General features: G+C 42.0%; 20 protein-coding genes. 19 read left to right on the top strand and 1 reads right to left on the bottom strand.

What is annotated here, in order from left to right:
• Positions 1–5: 5 nt before the first annotated feature.
• From OH463_RS10455 to OH463_RS10380, 16 genes are all read left to right on the top strand, one after another.
• Complete coding sequence (locus OH463_RS10455; protein ID WP_053052480.1) at positions 6–803, top strand: type VI secretion system accessory protein TagJ; 798 nt, start codon at positions 6–8, stop codon at positions 801–803.
• A gap of 8 nt (positions 804–811) precedes the next feature.
• Entirely contained in the window at positions 812–1,276 is a 465-nt protein-coding gene (tssE, locus tag OH463_RS10450; RefSeq protein WP_017190827.1) for a type VI secretion system baseplate subunit TssE, read from the top strand.
• Entirely contained in the window at positions 1,273–3,096 is a 1,824-nt protein-coding gene (gene tssF, locus OH463_RS10445) for a type VI secretion system baseplate subunit TssF (RefSeq protein ID WP_017190826.1), read from the top strand. Before tssE ends, tssF begins: the two co-directional genes overlap by 4 nt.
• On the top strand, positions 3,093–4,058 hold the full coding sequence (tssG, locus tag OH463_RS10440; protein ID WP_005447032.1) for a type VI secretion system baseplate subunit TssG: 966 nt from the start codon (positions 3,093–3,095) through the stop codon (positions 4,056–4,058). The genes tssF and tssG overlap by 4 nt, the downstream gene beginning before the upstream one ends.
• A gap of 10 nt (positions 4,059–4,068) precedes the next feature.
• On the top strand, positions 4,069–6,624 hold the full coding sequence (gene tssH, locus OH463_RS10435; protein ID WP_172580947.1) for a type VI secretion system ATPase TssH: 2,556 nt from the start codon (positions 4,069–4,071) through the stop codon (positions 6,622–6,624).
• Between the two features lie 207 nt (positions 6,625–6,831).
• A complete protein-coding gene (locus OH463_RS10430; protein ID WP_005447029.1) occupies positions 6,832–7,311 on the top strand; it encodes an Hcp family type VI secretion system effector in 480 nt (159 codons plus the stop codon).
• A 50-nt stretch (positions 7,312–7,361) separates the two neighbouring features.
• Positions 7,362–9,197 (top strand): type VI secretion system tip protein TssI/VgrG, encoded by a 1,836-nt coding sequence (gene tssI, locus OH463_RS10425; protein WP_005447027.1) that lies wholly within the window; start codon positions 7,362–7,364, stop codon positions 9,195–9,197.
• 11 nt (positions 9,198–9,208) lie between these two features.
• Positions 9,209–9,499, top strand: coding sequence for a PAAR domain-containing protein (locus OH463_RS10420; protein ID WP_005447025.1), 291 nt, complete (start codon positions 9,209–9,211; stop codon positions 9,497–9,499).
• 9 nt (positions 9,500–9,508) lie between these two features.
• On the top strand, positions 9,509–10,324 hold the full coding sequence (locus tag OH463_RS10415) for an NAD/NADP transhydrogenase beta subunit (protein WP_269991227.1): 816 nt from the start codon (positions 9,509–9,511) through the stop codon (positions 10,322–10,324).
• Positions 10,325–10,333: 9 nt separating this feature from the next.
• Positions 10,334–14,572 carry an RHS repeat-associated core domain-containing protein gene (locus OH463_RS10410; protein WP_269991226.1) on the top strand — a complete coding sequence of 1,413 codons (4,239 nt, stop codon included), beginning with the start codon at positions 10,334–10,336 and terminating at the stop codon, positions 14,570–14,572.
• A gap of 1 nt (position 14,573) precedes the next feature.
• A complete protein-coding gene (locus tag OH463_RS10405) occupies positions 14,574–14,930 on the top strand; it encodes a hypothetical protein (RefSeq protein WP_005447021.1) in 357 nt (118 codons plus the stop codon).
• A 224-nt stretch (positions 14,931–15,154) separates the two neighbouring features.
• Positions 15,155–15,868, top strand: coding sequence for a GAD-like domain-containing protein (locus tag OH463_RS10400; protein ID WP_269991225.1), 714 nt, complete (start codon positions 15,155–15,157; stop codon positions 15,866–15,868).
• 103 nt (positions 15,869–15,971) lie between these two features.
• Entirely contained in the window at positions 15,972–16,346 is a 375-nt protein-coding gene (locus OH463_RS10395) for a hypothetical protein (protein WP_005447018.1), read from the top strand.
• 82 nt (positions 16,347–16,428) lie between these two features.
• Complete coding sequence (locus OH463_RS10390) at positions 16,429–16,677, top strand: hypothetical protein (protein ID WP_269991224.1); 249 nt, start codon at positions 16,429–16,431, stop codon at positions 16,675–16,677.
• 137 nt (positions 16,678–16,814) lie between these two features.
• Positions 16,815–17,954, top strand: a complete 1,140-nt coding sequence (locus OH463_RS10385; RefSeq protein WP_269991223.1) for an exonuclease SbcCD subunit D — start codon at positions 16,815–16,817, stop codon at positions 17,952–17,954.
• Positions 17,955–17,963: 9 nt separating this feature from the next.
• A complete protein-coding gene (locus OH463_RS10380) occupies positions 17,964–21,020 on the top strand; it encodes an AAA family ATPase (RefSeq protein ID WP_269991222.1) in 3,057 nt (1,018 codons plus the stop codon).
• Positions 21,021–21,108: 88 nt separating this feature from the next.
• On the opposite strand, the gene OH463_RS10375 is transcribed toward OH463_RS10380, so the two are convergent.
• The gene (locus OH463_RS10375) at positions 21,109–21,489 is read right to left on the bottom strand and encodes a cystatin domain-containing protein (protein ID WP_009699049.1); all 381 of its coding nucleotides are present in this window, start codon (positions 21,487–21,489) and stop codon (positions 21,109–21,111) included.
• A 375-nt stretch (positions 21,490–21,864) separates the two neighbouring features.
• Here OH463_RS10375 and OH463_RS10370 point away from each other — a divergent pair, with 375 nt between their 5' ends.
• From OH463_RS10370 to OH463_RS10360, 3 genes are all read left to right on the top strand, one after another.
• Entirely contained in the window at positions 21,865–23,550 is a 1,686-nt protein-coding gene (locus OH463_RS10370; RefSeq protein ID WP_269991221.1) for an immunoglobulin-like domain-containing protein, read from the top strand.
• 184 nt (positions 23,551–23,734) lie between these two features.
• On the top strand, positions 23,735–24,277 hold the full coding sequence (locus tag OH463_RS10365; protein WP_047515874.1) for a (d)CMP kinase: 543 nt from the start codon (positions 23,735–23,737) through the stop codon (positions 24,275–24,277).
• 170 nt (positions 24,278–24,447) lie between these two features.
• Complete coding sequence (locus tag OH463_RS10360; RefSeq protein ID WP_005446994.1) at positions 24,448–24,693, top strand: hypothetical protein; 246 nt, start codon at positions 24,448–24,450, stop codon at positions 24,691–24,693.
• The last annotated feature ends 23 nt before the right edge of the window (positions 24,694–24,716 follow it).

Raw genomic sequence — 24,716 nt, 5'->3', positions numbered from 1 at the left:
ACACGATGACAACATGGAAAAAAGCCTTATCTGAAGGTCAATTGCAGCAAGCTATTACTCTATTAATTGAAGAGATAAAGTCTGCCCCGAAAGATGCAAGCTTGCGAAGTTCGTTCATTGAGCTGCTTTGTATTAACGGTGATTTGGAGCGAGCGGACGATCAACTGATTCAATCGATCAAGCTATTTCCGGAATATTTGGCAGGTGCGAGTCAATTGCGTCATCTTGTAAAAGCGGCGCAAGCCCGTAAAGACTTTAGTGAGGGGGCAGCAACTGCGCAGTTTGTTGAAGGTGATTCAAAGGTTAACGAGTTGATCATCGAGTTGAATCTTGCCATCAAAAATAAAGACTATGAAAGTGGTTATGAGTTGGCGCAGCAGCTTGAAAAAGGAAGAACCACTAAACGCTTTTCTCAAAATGGAAGTATGACCGATGAGGTAAGGGATATCGACGACCGTTTGTCTGGTTATGTCGAGCTGTTTTCTACTGCGGGAAACTACTTTCTTGTCCCAATTAAAAATATTAAATATTTAGAAGTGAAGGATCCAAGCTCATTACTTGAAAATGTTTGGCGACCTGTGGAGTTTGATATTGAGGGTTTAGGTGAAGGAGAGGGGCACATGCCACTCACATACATAGACTCATCTACAGACGCCCAAAAGCTTGCCAAAGAAACGGATTGGATACAACTTGGCGCTAGCGAGTTGTTCGTAGGTTCAGGACAAAAGTGTTGGTTGGTTGGGGACAAAGCAGTACCTATTTTTGAGCTAAACCAATTGTCAGACATCGCAGAGCTTGCATAGAGGTTTAGATGGCACTGGCAGCATCCTTACTTGATAAGCTAATCGATAATGATCCTCAATCCCGAGAAGATAAAGACTTTCCACTCACTCAACAGTTGCTGATAGACAATTTATTGAGAGATTTAGAGTCGATGTTGAACAGTCGGATTGGGTGGAGAGAAGTCCCGTTTGAGTTAAAAGAAGCGAATAAATCAATCTTAAATTATGGTCTGCCTGATTTCTCTTCAATGCCATTCAGTAGCCAGCAAGGACAAGGGCAGCTCTGCGGCATTGTAAGAGCTGCCATTCGTGAATTTGAACCGCGTTTATCGTCGCCGGTTGTCAATATACTGCAGGAAAAGAGTGCGGCAGATCGCACTTTAAGGTTACAGATAAATGCAACGTGCCTTATAGGAAATAGTGAGCGCGACGTGACGTTTAATACCGAAGTTGAACCCGTAAATTTAGGCATGAAATTGAGTAGAGCAAAATGAGCGAAGAGTTCTTGAAGTACTATAACCGCGAGTTGGCATATTTGCGCCACAAAGGGCAGGAGTTTGGCGAGCAATACCCAAAGATTGCTGCGCGTTTGGGTATTAACGAAGAACAAGTAGATGACCCTCATGTAGAGAGGCTGTTAGAAGGTTGCGCGTTCATGACGGCGCGAATTCGCCAGAGTTTGGATAACAGTTATCCGCAGTTTACTGAGTCTTTAATGGGGCAACTACACCCAGACTTTCATGCTCCAATACCCTCGATGTCGATCATCAGAATGAAGTGTAATGGGTCAACGTCATCCCCCTTTGATATACCTGCTGGAGAAAAAGTAAAGATCAGTGCACCCGGTTTTGATGAGTGCGAATTTAAAACATGTTATGACACACAGATTTACCCTTGTGACGTTTCACAAGTAAGCTTTGATAATGCCCCTTTGGCATCGATAGGTTCTCGTTGGGAAACAAATGCGCACTCGATGCTTAAGTTGAGGCTAAATTCAAATGAGAGTGGGGCGACATTTGCTGGAATGGGGGTTGAGACGCTGCGCTTTTACCTGAATGGTCAAACTCAACTCACGCAAAGGCTATATCAACTTCTGTTCAAAAGTCTGATAGGCATATCGCTTTCAGCAAACGGCAAAGAAATTGCGTCATTAACACCACGCCACTTACACGCAGTGGGATTTCATGATTCTCACAAAGTCGTTCCCTATAGTAAGCGAAGCTTTTCATCCGCGAGGATGTTAGTGGAGTATTTACATTTTCCTGAAAAGTTTATGTTTTTTGAGCTGCAGGATCTCGCACTTGAAAGATTAGAGGTAGAAGGCGAGCTCGATATTAGTTTTTACTTTGATATCGACGATGACTGGTTACCAAAACAAGTAGATGAAGAAAGTGTGCTTTTAGGGTGTGTTCCAATCATTAACTTGTACGAAAGCACGATGGAGCCAACACGGTTAGAAGCTTCAGAGTATGAGTATCAGATGTCTCCTGGGCATCAAAGTGCTGATTGCAGTGAAGTAGTTGCGATCACGGATGTTACTTTGAATAACTGGAACAAGTCTTATAAGAACTTACCCAGTTACTTCGCTGGCGAGCATAACCATTATATGAACAAAAGTGATTTGTTTTGGGTAATGAGGCGAGAAGATAAGAACTGGGCGGGGGGATTTGATGAACCAGGTAGGGATATCTATATTTCTTTTGTTAATAAAAAACATCAACAGTTTGAATTCGATAGCCATGACAGTTGGTTACTTTCAGTTAAGGCAGAGTGTTGTAATAGAAACATGCCCCAAAAATTGCCTTTTGGTGGCGGTTTGCCAAACGTATTGCTACCAAAAGTAAGTGACAATTTTCAGCAAGTAAAATGTTTGGTCTCAATGACTGAAACAATCAGACCGGATATGGATGAAGGCAGCCGCTGGCAACTAACCAAATTATTAACGCTTTCCCACTTCACTGATGAGACTGGTCTTGCAACGTTAAAACAACGACTTAAACTCTATGCATTTGCGGGTACAGCTGAGACCAAAGCACTTATCGACGCCTTAGTAAAATTAGAATATCAACAAACCACAGGAAGGGTTAATGAACAGGGAAGAGTTGGTTTTGCTCATGGAGTAAAGCTGGTGCTTACCGTTTCTGATCAAATGCTATCTAAAGAGCAAACCTTTTTCTTAGGATGCGTACTTTCAGTGTATTTTGCGCAATTTGCTGAGGTAAATATTTTTACACAGTTAGAGGTAAAGACGAAATCTACGGACAAAGTATTTCATCGATGGCCTGCAATGCTTGGTGAAAAGGTATTGTTATGAATGAGGTGGATTTTTTTCAACAATTGAAAAAGCGACCATTGTTTGAAGCGATTCACCTCATTGAATTGGGATTACTTAAAGCTGGGGCTCAATTAGGGAGCGATTCATTACCTAAAAATGAAAAGGTAGATCTAAAAGTAAACTCAACGCTAGGTTATGAAAACGCACAACTTTCCAATGTTCATCGCTCTGGCAACGATAGGCTGATACTAGAAACAAACTTAATTGGTCTGACAGGGGAACAGGGCGTGTTACCCCATCATTACAGTGAACTTGCGATTAGTCGTCAAAAAGAAGGCGACGGGGCGATGGTGGATTTCTACGATATTTTCAATCACCGTTTACTTTCGTTGTATTACCGTAGTTGGCAGTTGAGTCAGATATCAGTTCAGGCACATGAACATTCTAAAGGGGCTCGTTCCCCTCTCATAAACAGTCTAGAAGCTGTTTCAGGTCACTCTGACCACCTAATTAATCACTACGCCGGCTTATTTGCATCGAGAAACAGAAGTAAAGGCGCACTAAAAACCATTATTGAAGACCTAACAGGGTGTGACGTTAGGTTACACGAGCTTCAAGGGCAATGGTTACGTTTATCAAAGGAAGAACAGACGAGATTAGGTGGAAAGTCGACGCCGGAAGGACAATTTGCTCAAGTCGGTAGAGGCGCATCTATAGGCGCAAAGGCGTGGAACATAAATGCAGCAGTGATGATCGAACTAATACCAACGAGTACAGAGCAAGTCAGTCAGTTACTGCCCAATAACCCATACATAAACACAGTTAAGTCTTTGGTCCATGAGTATGTAGGCAAACATAAGTCCATTAAGTGGAAGCTCACTACACGTCATAAGTATTTGCCCAAGGTGTGCATTACTAAACGACATGGTCAACTAGGGATTGGTACGGTTTTATCTAAACATAAGCGAACTGAAGATCGCGAAATAACTATCACCATTTAAAGGAATCACAATGGCTTTACTATCACTTTCAGCGTTGGTCGAAAGGTTGTCTCCTGTCGCTAAAGAAACGCTTGAACAAGCGGCTGCAATGGCGAGTTCTCGTACTCATCATAGTATAGAGATGACCCACTGGTTGTTATCCATACTCCAGCATCCCGCAGAGATTTATGTTGAAGTATTTAAGAAGTTTAATGTAAACCCGAAACTGGTTGAAACACAGTTATTGTCGCAATTGGAAAAATACAAAACGGGTTGTGAATCGGTGCCGGGACTTGCAACCCACACTGTTACTGTGATGCAAAATGCAGTGATGATAGCAACAATAGAGTTTGACGCACATGAACTCAACTGTATCCATCTATTAAGTGCTTATCTATCGGATGATTCCTTAGCGAATGCGATAAATCAACCTTGTCCTGAATTAAATAAAATTGAAGTGACGACATTGCCTGCATTCAATGAATCGCAGCAGGTAGCAACTTCTGCAGCAAAACAAACTAGCACTGCCTTGGATCAATTTACTGTTGATCTTACAGCACAAGCTAAAGCAGGAAAGCTTGACCCAGTTGTTGGGCGTGATAACGAAATTCGACTCATGGTAGATATATTGCTGCGAAGACGCCAAAACAACCCAATTCTCACAGGGGAGGCGGGAGTTGGTAAAACGGCTGTAGTAGAAGGGTTAGCCCTAAAAATTGTCGAAGGTGACGTCCCTCCAGCATTGCAAGGTGTTGCTATTAAGTCGTTAGATATGGCTTTGCTACAAGCCGGAGCAGGAATGAAAGGTGAGTTTGAAAACCGCCTAAAAAACGTCATAAAAGAAGTTAATCAATCTGATACACCGATTATTCTCTTTATCGATGAAGCTCACGGTCTGATTGGCGGAGGTGGTCAGGCGGGGCAAGGTGACGCTGCTAATATTTTAAAGCCAGCACTCGCAAGAGGTGAGTTAAGAACTATTGCTGCAACAACTTGGGCTGAGTACAAAAAGTACTTTGAAAAAGATGCAGCGCTGACTAGGCGTTTCCAAGTGGTCAAAGTAGATGAACCCACTCCGGAAGTTGCAGTGGATATGCTTCGCGGTTTATTGAATGTGATGTCGAACCATCATGGCGTATATATTACCAGCCAAGCATTAGAAGCCGCTGTTCAACTGTCTTCTCGATACATCAATGGTCGACAACTTCCTGACAAAGCGGTGTCTGTATTAGATACAGCGTGTTCACGCGTAGCCTTAAGTCAATCTTCAATACCCGGTGTATTGGATAACAAGAAAAAGGCAATGCAGCTAAAACAAGCAGAATTAGAACAACTGATTAAAGAGTCTCAATTTGGTCGCGACCATAGTGATGTGATAGAGAATATTCGAATCGAGATTGACCAGCTCTCTCACTCAGTACTTACTCTTGAGGCGCAATGGCAACAAGAACAACTTTGGGTTGAAGATGCAAAAGCCTTACGTAATAAAATCCTCCTATCTCCGTCAGATTCTGACAAACAAAAATTGATCGAGATTGAAGAACAACTCGGTACGAATGCTCAGCCTTTGGTGTTCTCTCATGTAGGGGATGCATTGATCGCCGAAGTAATCTCTGATTGGACTGGTATTCCGCTAGGTAAGCTGCAAGATGACGAGATTAAGGCAGTATTGAACTTAAAAGAGAGTTTAATTAAACGAGTTGTAGGGCAAAATCATGCTCTTGAAACCATGTCGGAAGTGATTAAAACGGCAAGTGCCCAACTTACAGATGAATCGAAGCCAAACGGGGTGTTTCTGCTTATTGGACCAAGCGGAGTCGGTAAAACTGAATCCGCATTAGCAATAGCGGAAAAGGTGTATGGTAGTGAAGAAAACGTTACCACGATCAACATGTCAGAGTTTAAAGAGGAACATAAAGTCTCATTACTATTAGGCTCTCCTCCTGGTTATGTCGGTTATGGTGAAGGTGGTGTGTTGACGGAGGCGGTGAGAAGGAAGCCATACAGCGTCATTCTTTTAGATGAAATGGAAAAAGCGCACCCAGGTGTCCAAGATATCTTTTATCAAGTGTTTGATAAGGGAATGATCAAAGATGGTGAAGGTAGAGACATTGACTTCAAAAATACCATTATCATTATGACGGCAAATACTGGTACAGATACAACAATGTCATTGTTTGAAGACCCTGACTTAGCTCCAGATGTTGGCGCCCTAAAAAATGCGTTGAGAGATGATTTAATTGCGGACTTTAAACCTGCTTTCTTGGGACGTGTAAATGTCCTACCTTACTTACCACTAGACGAAACAGTATTAAAAAATATTACTCACCTAAAAGTAAAAAAAATCTCAGATAGAATTAGAAAAAACTATTCCTCAGAGCTGATAGTGAGTGATCAATTAATAAATAATATTGTTGCTAGTAGTAATGAATCAGGAAGTGGAGCAAGGGTCATACAAACAACCATTGAAAATACACTGTTGCCTAAAATATCGCATGAAATCCTTACGGCGATTCTTAAAGGTAAGAATTTTAAAGAGATTAAGGTCGAGGGTGAAGTTAATTCTTTAACTGTCTCACTTTTATAACAATTATTTCAAAATGAAATTAATATGAGAGTTGCTTCGTAATAAGCATTTTACATTTAAAATAACGCTTATATTAAATCTAAATACAAGATATAAAATATCGTATTTAAAAATTGGTTTTTGATACATTAATCATTAGTTTTAATTGATGATTAAAATATAAAATTACTATGTAATATGTCATTAATAATGCTATAGGAGATTAGCATGCAGTCTAACACGTATCTTAAATATGCAGATATTAAAGGTGAGGCAACAGCCGAACAGTACAAGGATCTAATTACTCTACTATCTGTAGATTGGAGTGTTGGTCGTGAAATTTCATCGTACACTGGTACAGCGATGGACCGCGAAGCAAGTGCAACACGTCTATACGATTTGACGATCACTAAGCTTCAAGACCGTTCATCACCGGACCTATTTAAAGAAGCTACCATTGGTAAAGGTAAACCAGCGGTATTCCACATCACCAAGCAAGGTGAAAAGGTAGAAGAGATCATGAAAATCGAACTTACCGATGCAATGATTTCAAATTACTCTGTGTCAATCCAGGACGATCGTCCAATTGAAACAATCACTATTTCTTACACTGAAATGATGATGACAGTTACACCTACTGACGATAAGAACAACACATCTGCGCCATTAGTATATGGCTACAGCGGTGTTAAAGGTCAGCAAATGTAATTGTATTGCGGGAAGAGCTTTCTTCCCGCTATTTTATAAAGAAGTATCTAATGAAAAAAGCATCTCAGAAAAATAACTTTATACGAATTTCTTCACCATTTGGGAGTGATACGTTAATTCTTAATTCCTTTGAATATAAAGAGACTGCATCCCAACTTTTTTCATTGTATGCTCATGCTTATTTTAACGACCAACATGAGGAATTGAATAACATCATTGGAAAAGAGGTCTTGATCACGATGGATAATCATCCATCTGTTAGCGCTAAACCTCGTTATTTTCATGGGGTTGTATCTAGAGCCAGATTAACTGGTTCAAGGGTTACTACAGTTGAGCATGGTGAGAATTACAAAAACATAGATTTGTATATCGAGCCTAAAATTCGATTTTCTGATTACCGCACTAACTGCCGTATTTTTCAAAATAAAAGCATAGAAGAAATAATTTCATTGATTTTATCAGAACATGATGTTGAGTTCAGTTTTAAAACTCTAAGAAGTTACCCCAAGTATGCGTATAAAGTTCAATATGACGAAACTGATCTGGCATTTATAGAGCGGTTACTGTCTGAAGAGGGAGTTGCTTATTGCTTTTCGCATACAGAATCTTCCCATGTTATTGAATTTTTTGATGACGCTGATTACTACGAGTCAGGGGAAGAGTTCTTTGTTAATCATTCAACAGGTACGAGTGAAGTAAGCCACATTAGTTCATGGAATGAGACCCAAACACTGACGACTAAAAAAACATGTAAAGCAGGCTTTGATATGCTTAAGCCTTTGTCTCATCCGATGCACCAAGCGAATGGAAAGAGTGAATATTTTTCGGTACCAGTTAGTGAGCACTATGAGTATCTCGCGGAAACTGAGACTAAAGATGATTTTTCCTTACGCAATAAGCATGCAATTGAATCGTTACAACAAGATGCTTATCAATGTAGTGGTGAAGCAAGTTGCAGAACCTTTACTGTTGGTAAATTATTTAAATTTAAAAAACATGAAGATGTAAGCCGTGTAGGTAAAGAGTTTGTCCTTTCTTCGATTTCCATGTCTGCATCAGTGCTCAATCAAACCGGGCAAGGTGGGACGTCAGCTCAAGGTTTTAAAATGTCTTTCCACTGCGTCGGTTCAAAAACCATGCTTCGTCCAAAAACTCATATTCGAAGACCTCAAGTTAGAGGTCTTCAAACCGCGATTGTTACTGGAAATGAGGATGGTGAGATTTACCTTGATAAGCATGGACGAATTAAAGTTCAGTTTCATTGGGATAGACAAGGTAAATATGATGCTAACAGCTCATGCTGGATTCGCGTTGCGCACGCGAGCGCGGGTAATGGCTGGGGTAGTATTTTCCACCCAAGAGTTGGTCAAGAGGTCATTGTCGATTTTGTTAATGGCGACCCGGATCAGCCTATAGTTACCGGCTCTCTTTACAATGGAACTCAAGAGACACCATACAAATTACCGGACCAAGCTTCTCAAAGTGGTTACAAATCTCGCTCTGTACAGAAAGAGGGAAATAACTTCAATGAGCTTCGGTTTGAAGACAAGCCTGGTGATGAGCATGTCTACTTACACGCAGAAAAGCTGTTTCAAATGGTAGTCGAAGACTGTGCAGATATTTCTATAGAGAACAATAAAAAAGAAAAAGTCACCAATGAATTGCGCCAAGAAGTGGGTAAAAGTGCCGACCTTAAAGTAGGTGAGAATCAATCTTTAGATGTCGGTAAGGCATTATCAATTAATGCAGGAAAAAGTATTGAAATTAAGGTTGGTGGGGCGTCGATTCAAATGTCGAGTTCTGGCGAGATCAATATTAAGGGCAATAAGATCTCGATTAATGGCTCTGCCATCGCACTAAAAGCCGGGCAAATTTCTCTTAATTAAGGCGCGAAGAAATGGGAAAACCAGCAGCAATAATAGGTAGCTTTCACATATGTCCCAAAAAGACAGGGAAAATTCCTCACGTCGGAGGACCTGTCATAATGGGGTCTCCAAACGTAAAAATCACAGGTCTTCCTGCAGCACGAAAAGGCGATAAGCTAATTTGCGTTGGCCCACCAGATAGTATCTCTTCGGGGTCTTCTAGCGTGAAAATCAACGGGAAACCGGCAGCACGGCTAGGGGATTCGACATCTCACGGCGGTAAAATTTTAGTCGGCAACCCAACGGTAGTCATTGGTGGATAGATGGGGCTTATGTTTCAGCCAAGCTTGTGTTTATTGGGAGACCAAGAATTTTTAATATCGCAGCTCACTAATCATACGTTAAAGCCGTCAGAATTCTCTGTATCGAACTTTGAAGAGATCGACTCTCTCTCTATTATTGATACGCTTGATTCTTATTCTAACTATCTGAGCAAGCGGGATATTTCAGGTCATGTTTTCTTGTTGCTGCCAAATATCACCGATAAGAACATTCTGCGAAGAGTTATCGCTTCGTTTTTGTCGATATTTAGCAAAGTCGAGGCGGATAAAATTGCCCTTTATCCATATGGTAATGCCTCTTTTTTGATGGCTCTTAACAGTATTGAACGCTCGGTCAAAAAAAATAACTCAGTGTGGGTCGTCGCTATAAACGCAATCGATTCTGGATATGGTCTTGATTCGTTAGTTATGGCACGTTGTTCCATGGGGCATAGAGGACTACGTCCTTACAAGGTTGCTGTTGATTTGGACTTTGAAGGGACTGATACGGCGACATCAAATATCACCAAACAATTGGGGCTTGTTTGTACTCATCTTCTAGACGAACTCGCTCTGTCTATAGAAGGAGAAGAGCCAGTATGGCTGGAGTCTATTCAGTTCTTATCTCCTTGGATAACAGCGGATGCTTCCTATCAGCTAATAGATTCGATCACGGGTCCCTTAGGTCCTTGTAATGGTTTATTAAAAGCGCTCTGTGTTTACCAGCAGCAAGCAAATAGAAACATATCAAATTATTGCGGATTGCAAATTGACGTTGAACGGTATGGATATGCCGTAGGCGTTTTGTATCGCTGGGTTAATGAGTAACTTGAAGAGATGAACTTACAACGGATTGTCAAACTTAAAGCGTTAAGTGGTGCCGTATTTTGCTTTTCTCATCAACGTTTAAATGTTGGTATTGAAAAAGAATTTGGCACCGAAAACTGTGCAGCGGTTTTTATTGAGCAATTTCATTTTGCATCATTGGATGACCTAAGAGAAATCGCCTCTTGGACGAGTAAAGAAGTGTCATTTGCTCATGAGTATGAAGATAAAGGCATAGAAGAGCTCGACCAGCTACTCGCTAAAGGGTTATATGATCGTGTTTTGTTTGTATCAGAACTGCCTAAGTTACTCCCTAAAACATTCTATCCACCAACGAATATCCCACAACCTGTCGCTCTAAAGGCGTCAAAAGGTGCGAGGGTATTGTCGCGTTCTGAACGTGTTAATGCGAGCAGTTCTGTAAGTCTCTCTCCTCAAGATGAAAGCAGTAAACGTCATGTTAAAGCTGGCGATCCCGTGTCGATGGTGACAGGTGAAGAACACTTATCTTTAGTGGATGTTAGATTACCTTTTCATTTGACGTGGTTACGTACGTATCGCTCTTCTCTCTGTGATACGAGTACATCTTTAGGCTTTGGCTGGAGGCATATATTTCAATACGAGCTAATGGATGTATTAGATGAAAAGTCTAACGTGGTAGGTTGGCTTTTTATGGATGAAGTAGGAGACACGATTCAATTTCCTAGTGTGGAGATCGGCGGAATTAGTTGTCAAGCTTATTCTGGTGCAAGCTGCCTGTTCCACAAAAATGGTTATCGACTCGTGTCATTGAGAAACGAAGTTCAAATTAAGTTTTATTTGAAAGACGAGTTGTGGGTCGCACGTGAAGTTCGTCTGGGTCACATGAAAACCGTGAACCTTGAATACTCTCGCAATCACAGAGTGGTTGGAGTCAGTGTCAACCAGAAACCAAAACTTGAACTTCAGTACGACGAACATGGATTGCTTGTAGAAATCAGAACCCCCAAAACAAACCACGTGTTAGCAAAATATGATTACGATGCAGGTAGTCGCTTAATCTGTGCCAAGAACGAAAACGGTCTCATAGAAAAGTATCAATACAACGACTCGAACCTACTGGTTAAGCGAACGCGAGCGACTGGCTTTTCTCATTATTTTGAATGGTTGGGTGAAGGAAAAGATGCAAAATGTGTTCGAAATTGGGGGGATGAAGGCGTCTATGACTATCGGTTTGATATCGGGTTATACGAGTCAACTTACTGGGACTCGTTAGGAAACCGATGGCAATATAAGCATGATGAAAATGGAAAATTGCTTGAATGCATAAGCCCTGAATCCAGACTTATGGCATATGAGCACGATTCTATGGGGAGGTTAGCGTGCACGACTAATCCGGATAAAAGCTACACTTTCCACTTCTACGATGAGTTTGGCTTGATGAAGCAAAAAGTGCATTCTTCAGGGGCGATCGAAGATTTTGAATACAATGAATTTGGTCAATGTATAAAGCATTGTTTTCCTGACGGTGAAGTTGAGATAAGAGAGTTTAATGCTTTAGGTCAGTTGGTCATGCACCAATACAAAAACGGGCTAAAAGAACATTCGTTGTTTGATAAACACGGTCGACAAGTAGAGCAGAACAGCGATGTTGGAACTCGTACTCAATGGTGGTGGAGTGAGGCAAACCAGCTGCTAGCAAAGAAAGTAAACCAGTGTTTGGTTCGTTATAGCTATGACGAATATGAACGTATCAATGGTATCTCTTATCCCCATGATTTGATTGCTGGTTTTGAGCGACACGAAAACAACTTACTTACCCGTTTATATTTTCAAAGTAAAAAAGATCAAACATTTCGAGAGCATCGTTACGGATATGATGATTTTGGTCGAGTTAAACAGATCTGCACGCCACGAGGTTCTATAGATATTGTTTGGGGGCATCTAGCCCAGCCAACAGCGATAGTGAAACAAGATCAGAGTGCTTTTTCTTTTTCTTATGATTCGGAAAGAAACCTGACGAGCATTGAGCGCTCGGATGGCTGCAAATATGAGTTTGAGTACACACCTGACGGTCATATAAGCCAGACAATTAACTTCGATCGAATTAAAACCAATTACACCTATGACCGAGCTGAAAGGTTAAGTCAAATATCACATTGCTCTATTCTGATCTCGTTTCAATATGATGAGCTTGGACAGGTTGCAAAAGTTAAAGCCAGTGGCAAAAATCGAAGTGTAGAGAACCATTACCAACATACTCTAGGTGGTAAATTAACTCGCGCGCACAACCGTTTCTCTAATATTTCATATACGTATTCTGGCACGAAATTGGTGAGTGAGGAGCAGGGACGCTTTTCTTTCGTCAATCAATACCAAGATAACGGTTTACTTCGTTCTCAACGCTATGACGATGGAACAGAGGTGCTATATGAGCATGACCAATTTGGCACGGTATGTGGATTAACGATTCATTCAAACGGCTCTGAGAGAGAAGATTCAATTAAGTTTGAATACGATGAATTACAACGTTTATCGATAATCACTTATAGCGCGGGAAAAGAGCTAAGAGAGTTCGATGGAATAGGTCGCTTGAAGCGCCAAATATGGACTGGTTTCGAGCGTAAGTATCATTACAACGCGCAGCATTTATTGTCTCTTATCGTTGATAGTGAAAAGGGGGCGTTGCATTACCGTTATGATGAACTTGGGCAATTAGAAAGAGTAAAAACACAGACTTTAGAAAAGTCATATTCCTTTGACAGTTTTGGTAATTTTAATGATGAAAGTGCACAGCTAGACTATGATCGGCTGGTTGAATATAACGGCGTAAGGTACGACTACGATGAGCTAGGCAATAGAATTCGCACTCAAGGCAATGGGTGGGAACAGCATTGTGCTTATGATGCAAAAGGACAGTTAATCAGTGTCGAGACTGAAGGGCGGTTGTGTCAATTTGAATATGATGCACTAGGACGCAGAACGAAGCAAATCAGCGAAAATGGAACCACCGAGTTTATTTGGCAAGGAAGTCATCTAGTCGGCGAGTATTCGCGTTCGGGTTATCGGTGGTATCTATATCAACCAAACAGCGTAGTTCCGCTTGCTCTTATTGAAAACGGCAAGTGTTATTTTTTCCAATGTAATCAAATCGGAACCCCAGAACGTTTGGTGGACTCTAAAGGGCAGGTAGTTTGGCAAGCAACATACGATACCTTTGGATTTGCTCACGTTGAAATCGAGACGGTTAAAAACAACCTTCGCTTACAGGGGCAGTACTTCGATATTGAGACTGGTCTGCATTACAATTTAGCACGCTATTATGATCCTCAAATAGGTCGATTTATCCAACCCGATCCCCTAGGGCTGCTTGGTGGAACTAACCACTATCAATTCGCACCAAACCCTGTCTCGTGGGTTGATCCTTTGGGTTTATGTGCAAAAGAGGAGTCGCATACAGTTCTAGCGGGGCGCAACGATAATTCGCCTGAGAAGTCGGTGTACTACGCAATGGGCTCGGGGAATTATCAAGCTACAATTACTCAAGCTTCACCTAGTTACAAGCTACATGCGTATTCGTCCCCGCATCATTCAGCTTTAAGTATTAACGATGTTCATATGGCACTCGATGCCGCGGGTATGCTGCCCGGAGTCGGAATTATTCCTGACGCAGTTAATACTTTTTTGTATGGAGTAACTGGTGACTTTGTTAACGCGGGAATGTCACTTTCTGCAATGGTTCCTGTTGTCGGGCAAGGGGCTATGGCGACTAAGTATGTCAGTGAGCTCGACAAAATTGAAGGTCATGGCAATAATATCGCGGATAATGTAAGTACGCATATAGACGATTATGTGTCACGGCTTTATAGTAAAGTCACGCCTTCAAACCGACCTGCCAATCTGTTTGAAATAGAACAGACTGGGCCTCGGAATTATCGAGTCTTTGGAGGGGGGACATCAATAGACATTGATGGCTATGAAGGAACTGTAATTCTTGAAGCAAAGTTTGTTGATAAAAAGAGCAGAAGTCCTTTTATTGAAGACTCTAAGATTCCGCCATTTTTGCGTGAAAAAATTCGCAAGGAGCAAGCACATGAATTTGAACGATTGAAAGCTGTTTTAAAGGATTCTGAGGTTCCGTTTAACAAGTTGGAGGTGAGAATTAATGAGCCTCTAGCAAAGCCTTATTTTCAGTCACTAATCGAAAAATATAAAATACCAGGGCATGTTAAGGTTGTTAGGACATCAATCAAAGAGTCAGGAGGGGGATGATATGAGTAAACTATTACTATTTATTGGTGAAAATGAACAATTTGATAAAGATACCGTTGTTCAACAAATTAGAAAGATAGTAGGTGTTAGAAATGACAAAGAAGGAAATTTTATTGGCTCTGTTTTTGAGGCAGAGTACGCTGTAAATAATGAGAGTTACATTGTTCGATTGAGTGATGACCTCGAAACAATAACTGTCGATGGAATTGATGATAATAGTCTAGATTTTGTTCTTCAATTGAAAACTCTGCTCATGATACCTCTCCAAGTGGTTGACATGGATTACTCATTTCATCTGGAGTTAGCTAACGTAAACTCATTAGTTCAGCTTAAAGAAGAAATTAGGAAGGGAGTGTAATTGAATCGAGCAGTGTCTGGGCGAAAATTTTGATAATCAGGATACCACTTCTTTCGGGGAAATAATTTGTATTCTTAAAGTTGCGTCCAAAACAAACCACATGAAAAACTTACGAACTCACGATATCCGGCGGGGATCTCAGTGGTGCACAAAATCGCGCTTATCTCAGGCGGATGAGCAAGCGCAACGTGCATTCGAAACTTTAGGACCAGATACCCAAATGAATGTTTCGCTGGATCGCTGCCCATTACGTGGAATTAAATAAGTTGAATGACGAATATTTTGAAATGTTTATAGAAGAGTTTGGCAAGCCGACCGAACATATTCAGGCGACTGACCAACAAGTTGAAGCATATCGAGGCATACTTCCAGATCAGCTACTTAAATACTGGCAAATGGTCGGTTTCTCTGGCTTTAACGATGGTCTATTCTGGATCACTAATCCCGCAGAATTTGAAGATGTGCTTGAATCTTTTCTCGACGATACAGAGTTCGCACACTATGACAACTACCATGTGATCGCTCGAAGCGCCTATGGTCAACTCTATTTGTGGGGAGAGCGAACAGGTGCGTCACTCGATATAGCGACACACTTAAATTGGATAATGACAAATCAAGGACACGCAAAAGACATTTCTAAAGGCGATGCTAATATTGCAATTCAAAGCTTTTTCGGTTTTCAAGATAAAGAATATATAGACGTAGAAGTTAGTTCAAAACCTCTCTTTCCGTCTGCGATTAAAAAACATGGTCCAGTGGGTAAAGAAGAAGTGATGGTGTTTACCCCTTACCTATTTATGGGGGGCAAGAAGTCCGCAGATGCTATGACCAAAGAAGATCTACATGTATTTTTACAGGTTATGGCGGATTTAGGGGGAGCCGAAATTATCGATATGGCGTCAATGGTCGGCAATGTCCTTAAAAGTCACAGAGATTAACCCGTCCTGCATAGCAAAACTCAAGCTCACGCTTTGTGGGCTCTTTTGTTTACCCAGTATCGATCTAGATAGATATCTTTTAAACAATCAGTTTGGCTGAATAGTGATCACACACAAGGCAAGAGTTCTTAGCTTAAACCCAGATATTGAAGAAGAAGTTACGCTTGAAGTTAATGGTGTCGAATTAACCTGTTTTGCCGGGGTGTGCCCCTATGAATTGTATATTGGGCAAGAATATCCCGTTGCATTTGAAATGTTGGACTTTGAATTAACAGAGCAGGAAAGTGCAGACGAAACTAGTATGACAAGGGTCGATAGTACCTATGCTTATAAGCTATTAGGTAGACTAAGCGGTGGGACCATAGACGCTGGACTTAAGATTTGTGATGGTTTTTTAGAGTCTGATTATGCATATTTGGATGGTCAGTTTATTTGCCTCTGTGTCGAGCGGTTGGACGTAGAATTTTTAGATAGGTAAACCGAGTTCTTAGGGCATGTCTTTTCCCCCTAAATAATGAGCGGGTTTGTGCAAATAAATTAGGCAAAGGATATAAACGCAAATGAATAATGAAAACTCTACACTAGTTCGCTTTGTTATGAATGCTGATAAATTGAAAAAAGTACCTCATCAATCCCATAGCCTAGATGGACTAAAAAATGGTGAGTGTTTGTGTGTGGTCAATCGAGATGATTCTTGGCAAGTTGTATACAACAGTCAAGGAAGAATTACGTCTGTAACTGAATGTCAAAATGAAGAAGATGCGTATGAGGAACTATATCGCCAAATCTCAGATGCTTATGGTTGGTAGATTTGAAGAACGCACAATTAGCTCGTTTATACTTTAACTTCAGCATACGCCACAAACCACATGAAAAGCTTACGAACTCACGATATCCTAGGGGGATAATAAGATAACGCCATGTAGATGGCAGAAAGTGAATTCGAATGAAGTTTATCCATACCTCAGATTGGCATCTTGGCCGACAGTTTCATAACGTCTCTTTGCTTGACGATCAGCAAGCCGTTCTTGACCAGTTAATCCAATACATTGAAAACAACCCTGTTGATGCGGTGGTAGTTGCTGGTGATATTTATGACCGTTCTGTCCCACCAACCATTGCGATTGAGCTACTTAACAAAGTAGTAAAGCGAATCTGTGGTGAGCTAAACACGCCGATGATTTTGATTTCTGGTAACCATGATGGTGCAGAGCGCTTGGGATTTGGCTCTGAGCAGATGAAAAATGCGGGCCTTCACATTATCAGTAACTTCGAAGACATGCTTCCCCCTGTTGTTCTTGAAACCGAAAGCGCAGGGCAAGTGGCTTTTTATGGCATGCCTTATAACGACCCTGAGCAAGTCCGTTTTGCCTACCAAGAACCCGTTTCGACCCACGATCAAGCGCACAAGTTACTTGCAGAAAAAATCGCTGAGCAGTTCCAATCAGAGCAACGCAACGTGTTAGTCAGCCACTGCTTTGTCGATGGTGCCATTGAGTCTGAATCTGAGCGTCCACTTTCGATTGGCGGTTCCGACCGCGTCAGTCACGAGCATTTCCTCAACTTTGACTATGTGGCGTTGGGGCATTTGCATCAGCCACAGAAAAAAGGCGAAGAATACATTCGTTATTCTGGCTCATTGATGAAATACAGTTTTGGTGAACAAAATCAGAAGAAAGGTTTCACGCTGGTGGAAATTGACCAAAACGGGTTTGTCTCGGCAGAGCACTTTAACCTTACTGCACCTCATGAGATGCGAATCGTTGAAGGTGAACTTGAACAAGTAATAGAGCAGGGCAAAACCGACCCGAAAAACGAAGACTACTTGTTGGTACGTTTGATGGATAAGCACGCAATCTTAAACCCAATGGAAAAGCTACGTACTGTTTACCCGAATGTTTTGCACCTAGAAAAACCGGGCATGTTAATTGGTGTCGAGCAGGGGATGGCGCAAGCGAAGTTGGCGAGAAGTGAGATAGACATGTTCCGAGACTTCTTTTCGGAAGCGCAAGACAGCCAATTATCGCAAGAACAAGATCAAGCGATCAGTGACATCATCAAACAACTTTCTCAGCAAGCTCAGTAAGGACCAAACATGAAACCCATTAAACTGACAATGCAGGCTTTTGGTCCGTTTGCTCAAACAGAAACGATTGAGTTCGACAAACTGGGAACTAACCCTTTGTTTCTCATCAACGGTCCTACTGGTTCGGGTAAAACCTCGATCCTCGATGCGATTTGTTTTGCTCTATATGGTGAAACGACGGGTAATGAGCGCCAAGGTATTCAAATGCGTTGCGATATGGCAGCACCAACGTTACTGACTGAAGTGACACTAGAGTTCTCGTTGCACGGTAAGTCTTATCGAGTGATTCGCTCACCAGAACAAGAAGCGCCAAAAGCGCGTGGTGAGGGCATGACGGTGCGTAAGCATACCGCAGCATTGTATGAGATTACGGACGAAGCAAAGCTCATCACTAGCAAAACAACGCAAGTAAAGACAGAAGTGACCAATATTATTGGCTTGAACGAAACTCAGTTCCGCCAAGTGATGGTGTTACCACAAGGTAAGTTCCGAGAGTTGTTACTTGCGACGTCCAAAGAACGGGAAGAGATCTTTGGTCAGCTATTCCAAACGGATATCTACAAGAAAATTGAATATGCGCTGAAAGATAAAGCGAGTGCTATTAGTAAAGCCAAAGACGAGTTTGATAACCAAATTCGAGGCGCACTGCAGGTGGCTGGTGTTTCTTCTGAAGCGGAGTTGACAGAGCAGCGCGAAGCCTTATCTGTTCAATTTGAATCTGTACAAAAGCAAGAGCAAGAATCTCTGGCGCAATTAAATGCTCTAAAAACTGAACTGCAAAAAGCAGAAGCGCTGAGCAATGAGTTTAAAAAGCGCGAGCAAGCCGAAATTGCATTGAAGCAACATTTGGAACAGAGCGATGCTGTCTCATCACGTCAATTGCAATTAGACAATGCGAAGAAGGCAAGCAAGGTTGAGTTGCCTTATGTCACGTTACAAAGCGCCTCCAAGCAAACGCAAGAACTTGAGCAAAAAGTAGCTAAGCTATCTCAAGATCTTACTGTGGCAAATGACGCGGTAAAATCCAAAGAAGGCGTATTGCAAACCGCGAAAGAACAAGCCGCACAATTGCCAAAACTGACAGAGCAGCAATACCAACTTGAAGGTATGAAAGGAAAGTTGGTTGAAAAGTCAGAGCTAGAGAAAGCCATTAATGCAGGTTTGACGCAAAAATCTGAGTTTGAGGCAACGCTTAAAAAATATATCGCTCTGAAAGAGAAGTTAACGCTAGAGGCGCAACAAGGTCAGAAGTCACTGGATCAAGCTCGAGTCGATGTTGCAAGTATTGGCACCGTAGAGGCAGAGATAAAACAGCAACAACGTTTGATGCAAGACCTACAGAAGCTCACTGGCTTAAACCAAGAGCTAGCGAAATTGGATGCATTGACGCCTAGCAAACAAGCTTTGGTTGACCAAGCAAAAGCGCGATACGTAGAACTTCAACGCTCAGCAGATACACTTGAATTGAGCTGGCACAATGCTCAAGCTGCGGTTTTAGCTCAGCGCTTACAAGCCGGTGAAATGTGTCCGGTGTGCGGTAGTGTAGAACACCCTCAGCCCGCTCAATTTGTTGGTGAAGAGGTAACAAAAGAGCAAGTTCAGCGTGCTCGAAATACGGAGCGAGAAGGGCAAGTTGCGCTTAACCAATTAAGCAATCAATTGGAGCAGCACAATATCGCAGTCGGACAATACAAGCAGCAGATTGAGCAACTATCCGTTGAGCTTGGCCAAAACGCATCAATGGATTTAGGCGCGTTGCAAGCGTCTATGCAGCAGCTCAATGAACGTTTACAGCAATTGTCATCGATTAACTTGGTTCAGCTGGAACAAAGCGTCAATGAGTTAAACCAGCGTTGTGTTACTGGGGAAGGTAAGATCAATGATCTGCAAAACCAGATGGTAGCGAATGAATCGACCATAAAAGTGAACCAAGAGCAACTGGCTAAACTGTCTGCTTCGTTAGATGCCAAGTACTCATCTCTTGAAGTTCTTGAGCAAGACATTGTTGCGATTCAAAAACAGATTACGGAGTTGAATACCGCATTCGAGTCTGCACAAAACCATTTACAACAAGCCGTGCTGGCGAAGACCAATATTGAAAGCCAACTGACAACCAATCAACAGTGGTTGAATGAGGCACTAGAGCGTTTGAACGCAGCCAAAACTGATTGGGCGCAAGCGTTGCAGACGAGCGCATTCGAGGATGAAGCACAATTCCTAGCAAGTAAAGTTGATGAAGCCGAGATGCAGATTTGGCAGAAAGAAATTGATGCGTTCAAACAAACTCAAATCAAGCTAGAACAAACCTTGGCAGACTTGAGCTCCACGTTGAAAGACCTGTCGTTACCTGATTTAGAAGGGTTTAACGTTAAATTAAACAGTGTCCAGCAAAGTTACGTTGAAGCGCGCAATCAGCTTGATAGCACGCGCTCTTTGTTTGAACGTCTAGAGAAAGTCCGTAATGACATCGCGACGCTACATGACAAGAACACTAAGTTAGAAGACGAATACAAAGTGTTTGGTACCTTGTATGACGTTGCAAGCGGTAAAACGGGTAGCCGTATCAGTTTGCACCGATTTGTCCTTGGTGTGTTATTAGACGACGTGTTGATTCAAGCGTCACAGCGTTTAAGCCTGATGAGCAAAGGCCGTTATATCTTGGCTCGTAAAACTGAAGGCTTCAAAGGTGCGGCAGGGCGAGGCTTGGATTTGGTAGTAGAGGACAGCTACACAGGTAAAACGCGCGATGTTGCGACGTTATCAGGTGGTGAATCTTTCATGGCAGCGTTGGCATTAGCGCTCGGTCTATCTGATGTTGTGCAGTCTTACAGTGGTGGTATTCGCTTGGATACGCTGTTTATTGATGAAGGTTTTGGCAGCTTAGATCCGGAATCTTTGGATCTTGCGATTCAAACCTTGGTCGACTTACAACAAACGGGTCGCATGATTGGCGTGATTTCTCACGTTTCCGAGCTGAAAGAGCAAATGGCGCAACGCATTGATGTCGAACCGTCGCGACTTGGTTCTACAGTTTCTGTGAAGTCTCAGATGGCATTTGATTCTTAATCAGTACTGGAAAATATGAATAAACAAAAAGCCCCACTAAATTACGGTGTAAAATAGCGGGGCTTTTTGGTTCTCAGTTTCGAAGCATTTATTGTTCGCAGAAGCGACCTTCTTTCGGTGATTGCGTAATCGCATATTCACCATCAAGGTTGCGATAAACAACCGTGTTCCAAACCGATCCGTCATTCAATTCAAACTCTATCGCGTAGTTCACACCACTCACAATTTGTGCATGAACGGACAAGATCTGTTTAAACGAAGCGAGAGTTTCCATTTTGTTTAGGACAAAGGCCATTGCCTTTTGAGCGTCTGGGGTAGCATCGAATTCGTTCCACCCACCTGGCATATTTCCTTGTGTATTACATACATCTGCCGAGGTTGTTGACTGTGTCGCTTCATCTTGAGTTTTTTGCTGACATCCGACAAGCAAAACCAAGATTGCGCAAGCTGACACTGTTTTTAATTTCATAAAAATAACCTCTATTTATGTAAGCCCGCATTATATAAGTTGGCGTTCCAGCCCAATGTCTACGTTGTGCAAACTTTTTATATGAACAGGGTTAAATCCTGATTAAATCGTTGCGAGCGAGCTCCAAAAAATAGATTTTGGTTAACTTTTTGCCTAATTTTGCTAGTAAGTCACGCTTAAGAGCGAACGCTAATTTCCTATTCATTTCGCGTCGTGAATTAAGATCACAATTATAAAATAGACTTGGAAAACATAACTTTGCACGTGTATCTGTTTTCGCAATACAGCCATATAATCCAATAAAAATTCATTAGGCACTAATATAAAGTGCTGAATGATTGTTGTGATGAAGCAAAATGGATGAGAGGTAACACGATGAAGCAAAAAGCGCTATATCTAGCAGTAGCATTGGGTTTGAGTGGTCTTTCAAACGTAGCATCCGCTAATGAAATGGTGAATCCAGATGGCGGTGTTGTAGTCGGTTATTGGCATAACTGGTGCGATGGGGCTGGTTACAAGGGCGGTAATGCGCCGTGTGTGACGCTGGATGAAGTTGACCCAATGTACAATGTGGTTAACGTCTCCTTCATGAAGGTGTTCAATACCAGCGAAGGTCGCATTCCAACCTTTAAGCTCGATCCAAATATTGGTGTTTCAGAACAACAATTTATTGATCAAATTAGCGCACTAAACCAACAAGGACGCGCCGTTCTTATTGCGCTTGGTGGTGCAGATGCGCACGTCGAGCTGAAAACTGGCGATGAGCAAGCATTCGCACAAGAGATCATCCGCCTTACTGATAAGTTCGGCTTTGATGGTCTGGATATCGATTTAGAGCAATCTGCAGTAACCGCGTCAGACAACCAAACAGTAATCCCAGCTGCACTTCGCCTTGTAAAAGAACACTATCAACAGCAGGGCAAAAACTTCCTAATTACGATGGCGCCTGAGTTTCCATACTTAACAGAAGGTGGCAAATACGTTCCTTATATTACTGGATTAGAAGGGTACTACGATTGGATCAACCCTCAATTTTACAACCAAGGTGGTGATGGTATTTGGGTTGAAGGTGTGGGTTGGATTGCACAAAACAATGATGCGCTAAAACAAGAATTCATTTACTACATTTCAGACTCTCTATCGAACGGTACACGTGGTTTCCATAAAATTCCGCATGACAAATTGGTGTTTGGTATTCCATCTAACATTGATGCAGCAGCAACGGGCTTTGTACAAGATCCTCAAGATCTTTACGACGCGTTTGACCAACTTAAAGCGCAAGGGCAGGCACTTCGTGGCGTAATGACATGGTCAGTTAACTGGGATATGGGCACCAACAAGAATGGTCAGGCGTACGGTGAAAAATTTGTGAAGGATTACGGTCCGTTTATCCACGGTCAGACTCCACCACCGCCAAGTGAAGGCGAACCGGTGTTTAGCGGCATCAACGATGTTCGAGTGCATCACGGTAGTGCATTTGATCCGTATGCAGGTGTTACCGCATCTGATAAAGAAGATGGAGACCTAACTAACAGCATTACTGTCGAAGGTTCAGTTGATGTGAACACCGTTGGCACTTATGTTTTGGTTTACAGTGTAAAAGACAGCGACAACAATGAAACCAAGCAAAGCAGAACGGTTGTTGTTTACAGTCTTGTGCCTGAGTTTGAAGGTGTCGCGGATACAACTATCCAGCTTGGTGATGCATTTGACCCAATGGCAGGTGTAAAAGCCACGGATGCAGAAGACGGTGATTTGACTGATCAAGTTCGTGTAGAGGGCCGTGTAGATGTGAACGTTCTAGGCGTCTACAACTTGGTTTACCGCGTAACGGACAGTGCTAATCAAACTACGACAGCTCAACGCTCTGTGATTGTTTCTGATGGCAGCAGTTACCCTCCGTATGAATCTGGAAAAGCGTATGAAGCAGGTGACATTGTCACAGGTTCAGATGGCAACTTGTATCAATGTAAACCATGGCCATACACGGGGTGGTGTTCAAATCCTTCTTATGCGCCAGGTGAAACCGTTTATTGGTCAGACGCATGGGATAAGTTGTAATTAGTTCATTTGCAAGCCTCCTTCACTGGAGGCTTTTTTATGCGCGTAACTTCACATCTTATTGAACCTACACTAGAACTTTAAAGCGTAATCATTAATATCCCGCCTCCGCATTTTCCAGACTTACCTATAGTTGGAATGCGTCGCTCTTTGTCAATTTGGTACGGTCACCTAGGAGGATTTAATGAAAAGGATCAATGTAGTAGGCAGCAGTGCAAGCGGTAAATCGACGTTTTCAAAGCAACTCGCAATGAAATTAGGTGTCACGTACATAGAAATGGACAGGTTGTTCTGGCTTCCCGATTGGAAAGAACTCGATGATGAGACGTTCTTCGATAAAGTCGTGGACGTAACTCAACAAGACGCTTGGGTACTCGACGGGAATTACAGCCGAACACAACCATACAAATGGCAAAGAGTCGATACCATCATCTGGCTCGATTATTCACGTTCTATCACCACTTATCGTTCCATAATTCGTGCTATTAAAAGGGCATGGACTCAAGAAGAGTTTTGGGAAGGAACTGGCAATAGAGAAAGCTTTAGAAAAGCGTTTTTGAGTACAGACTCGATTATTTGGTGGTCGGTTAAGAATTACCGAAAGAATCGGAAGCGTTATTTAAAATTGAAAGATGACTTAAAAGGTTCGCCTATCGAGTTCATCCACATCACTTCACCAAAAATGGCACAAGATTTTCTTGGTTCTCAAGATTTTATAAATAGATAAGTAACTTATTTAAGTGACTTTTTGGCAACGGCTCGCAGCTGTGTAAATCCTGACATTCCGCCTCCGTTAGATGATGAATACTAGGGTCTGTTGACCTTTCGCTGCAAAAATCAGCTCGAGAGATTAAAAGACCCCAATAACGTTCCCGTCGTATTCATTGTGGAGGTATTATGATCGGCTACGAAGAAATGGCGATATCCGGCTACCTAGGTTGGTTACTCGCTGTTTTGTTGGTTTACCCCTTTGCCTATGTTGGTATCCATATCGGTGTATTCGATATAAAAATCCGTACCAAAGTCAGTCGTTATTTCAATCGCTTTATATTAGCTTTAATTGCATTTTTACTGATTATGCATCTACAAACCGAAGTGGTTTACGGCAAGTACTTTCTTGGTCTTTGGGAAGCACAACAGTAACTCTGATCGCATTAATTCCCATC

The organism is Vibrio sp. NFR (genome assembly GCF_027587095.1).
In the GTDB taxonomy this organism is placed as follows: domain Bacteria; phylum Pseudomonadota; class Gammaproteobacteria; order Enterobacterales; family Vibrionaceae; genus Vibrio; species Vibrio harveyi.
This window is presented reverse-complemented; position numbering and strand designations above follow the sequence as displayed.